3 protein-coding genes are annotated in these 2,855 nt (G+C 73.3%); 2 read left to right on the top strand and 1 reads right to left on the bottom strand.

Going from position 1 to position 2,855, the window contains the following annotated elements; genetic code table 11:
* Positions 1–850 (top strand): SDR family oxidoreductase (locus B7L92_RS32115; RefSeq protein WP_107501666.1); only part of this gene is annotated, 850 nt, incomplete at its 5' end.
* A gap of 76 nt (positions 851–926) precedes the next feature.
* Positions 927–1,106, top strand: a complete 180-nt coding sequence (locus B7L92_RS32120; RefSeq protein WP_004986948.1) for a hypothetical protein — start codon at positions 927–929, stop codon at positions 1,104–1,106.
* A gap of 91 nt (positions 1,107–1,197) precedes the next feature.
* Here B7L92_RS32120 and B7L92_RS32125 read toward each other — a convergent pair.
* Positions 1,198–2,855 (bottom strand): S41 family peptidase (locus tag B7L92_RS32125; RefSeq protein ID WP_174704052.1); only part of this gene is annotated, 1,658 nt, incomplete at its 5' end.

The following is a 2,855-nucleotide window of genomic DNA, read 5'->3' on the forward strand; positions in this document are numbered from 1 at the left end:
CCACCTTCGCCCCGCGCGCGGAGAGCTTGCGGGCCAGCAACTCCCCCACGCCGCGCGCGGGGCGAAGGTGGCGCTGGTCGGGCTGGAGCCGGACGCGCTGAAGCAGGTCTCGGCGCGGCTGCACGGCGACAGCGAGCACTGGCACGCCGACGTCACCGACCACGAGGCGATGACCCGGGTCGCGCGGGAGGTCGGGGAGCGGTTCGGCCGGGTCGACATCGTGGTCGCCAACGCCGGTGTGGCGACGGGCGGTCCGTTCGTCGACTCCGATCCGGAGTCCTGGCGGCGGGTGATCGAGGTCAACCTGATCGGATCGGCGGTCACCGGGCGGGCGTTCCTGCCGCTGCTCGTCGAGAGCCGGGGCTACCTGCTCCAGATAGCCTCGCTCGCCGCCCTCACCCCGGCGCCGATGATGACCGCGTACTGCGCGTCCAAGTCCGGTGTGGAGGCGTACGCGCACAGTCTGCGGGCCGAGGTCGGGCACCGGGGCGTGCGGGTCGGCGTCGGGTACCTGTCGTGGACCGACACCGACATGGTGCGCGGGGCCGACCAGGACGAGGTGATGCGGGAGTTGAGGCAGCGGCTGCCGTGGCCGACCAACAAGACCTATCCGCTGGGACCCGCGGTGGACCGGCTCGTGGACGGGATCGAACGGCGGGCCGCCCACGTGTACGGGCAGTGGTGGCTGCGCGGGATGCAGGGGGTGCGCGGCCATCTGCCCGGGCTGATCGGGACGGTGGGGCAGCGGGAGATGCGGCGGTTCGCGGACCGGCTCTCCGGCATCCGCACGGGGCTGGTCGGAGCCGGCGGCAGCGCCGACGAACAGCACCGCACTACGGTGCGTAAGTGATCGACATGCGCAGGGTGATGGGCCGTGTGAATCTGGTCGGGCAAGTTCCCCCCACCCCACACGGGAGTGAACCCACATGGGTATGAAGGATCAGTTCCAGGAGAAGACCGAGCAGTTCCAGCAGCAGGCCAAGCAGCGTGCCCAGCAGGGCAAGGAGCAGATGCAGAACCGCGGCCGCCGCCAGGACGAGGACCGGGAGCACCCGCAGCGCCGGCGGGAGTCCGAGGAGCGCTTCGACCAGGACTACGACGCCTGACGTCCTGCGCTGATCCGGAAGGGGTGCCTCTGGCGAAGGGCGCCCCTTTCGGCGTTCCCGCGACCCTTCCCCGCCCGGAACGGTCGTCCCGTCAGGCGCGCGGCGGCAGCTTCGGGCGGGAGCGGTCGGGGACGTCGCGGTAAGTCGGGGGAGTGGCCGGGGGGTTGGTCTCCAGCAGGTCGACGGCCAGCCGGACCGCGTCATCGAGCTGGGCGTGGCGTCCCTCGGCCCAGTCCAGCGGGGTGCGCAGCGCCTCCAGGTCGGGCTCGACGCCCTTGTTCTCCACCGACCAGCCGTAGGCGTCGAACCAGGCCGCGTTCATCGGCACCGTGATCACCGTGCCGTCGCCGAGCTGGTGCCGGCCGGTCATGCCGACCACGCCGCCCCAGGTGCGCTGGCCGACCACCGGGCCGAGCCCCAGCAGTTTGAACGCGGCGGTGATCATGTCGCCGTCGGAGCTCGTCGCCTCGTCCGCGAGCGCCACCAGCGGGCCGCGCGGGGCGTTGGAGGCGTACGACACCGGCTGGGCGTCGCGCGTGAGGTCCCAGCCCAGGATGGTGCGGGTCAGCTTCTCGACGACCAGTTCGCTGATGTGGCCGCCGGCGTTGCCGCGCACGTCCACGATCAGGGCCGGGCGGGACACCTCCCCGCGCACGTCGCGGTTGAACTGGGCCCAGCCCGAGCCGCCCATGTCGGGGATGTGCAGGTAGCCGCACCGGCCGTCGCTCAACTCCCGCACCACCGCGCGCCGTTTGGTCACCCAGTCCTGGTAGCGCAGCGGCGTCTCGTCGACCAGCGGGACGACGGCGACCCGTCGGGGCGGGCCGTTTCCCCCCGCCGGACGGAACGTCAGCTCCACCGTGGTCCCGCCCGCGCCGGCGAGCAGCGGATCGGGGCCGGCGACCGGGTCCACCGGACGGCCGTCGACATGGGTGAGGACCGCGCCCTCGCGGATGCCGGTGCCGGCCAGCGGGGAGCGGGCCCGGGAGTCGGAGGAGTCACCGGCCAGGATGCGCTTGACCGTCCACCCCTCCTCGCGGGGCACGAGGTTGGCGCCGAGCAGGCCCTGGCGGCGCTGGTAGTGCGGCGGGCCCTCGTTGCGGCGGGCGGCGGTGACGTAGGCGTGGGAGGTGCCGAGCTCGCCGAGCACCTCGCGCAGCAGGTCCGCGAACTCGTCGGGGGAGGCGACCCGTTCGACCAGGGGGCGGTACTGCTCCAGCACCCCGTCCCAGTCGATGCCGCACATGCCGGGCTCCCAGAAGTAGGCGCGGATCAGCCGTCCGGCCTCCGCGTACGCCTGGCGCCACTCCGCCGCCGGGTCGGCCTCGTGCAGGATGCGGCGGGCGTCGATCCACACCGTGGAGTCGCTGTCGCCGGCCTCGGTGGAGGGGACCGCGCGCAGCTCGCCCTCGTCGACCACGACCAGCCGGGTGCCGTCGCCGCTGACCGCGAAGAAGTCGAGGTGGTCGACGAGTTCGGACCGCTTCGCCCTGGTGATGCCGAAGTGCTCCAGGGTCGGCCGGCCGCTGGTGTCGTCCGGGTTGGCGAAGGTCTCGCCGAGCGCGCCGGAGATCGGCCAGCGCAGCCACACCAGCCCGCAGCCCGCGACCGGGTGCAGCGCCGAGTACTTGGAGGCGGCGACCGGGAAGGGGGTGACCCTGCTCTCCAGTCCCTCGACCTCGACGGTCACCGCGCCGCTCTCCCCGCTCTCCTCGGCCTCCTCGCGCTCCGCCGGGTCCAGGCCCCCGG

Origin of the sequence: Streptomyces viridosporus, from assembly GCF_002078235.1 — a bacterium.
Lineage (GTDB): Bacteria > Actinomycetota > Actinomycetes > Streptomycetales > Streptomycetaceae > Streptomyces > Streptomyces viridosporus.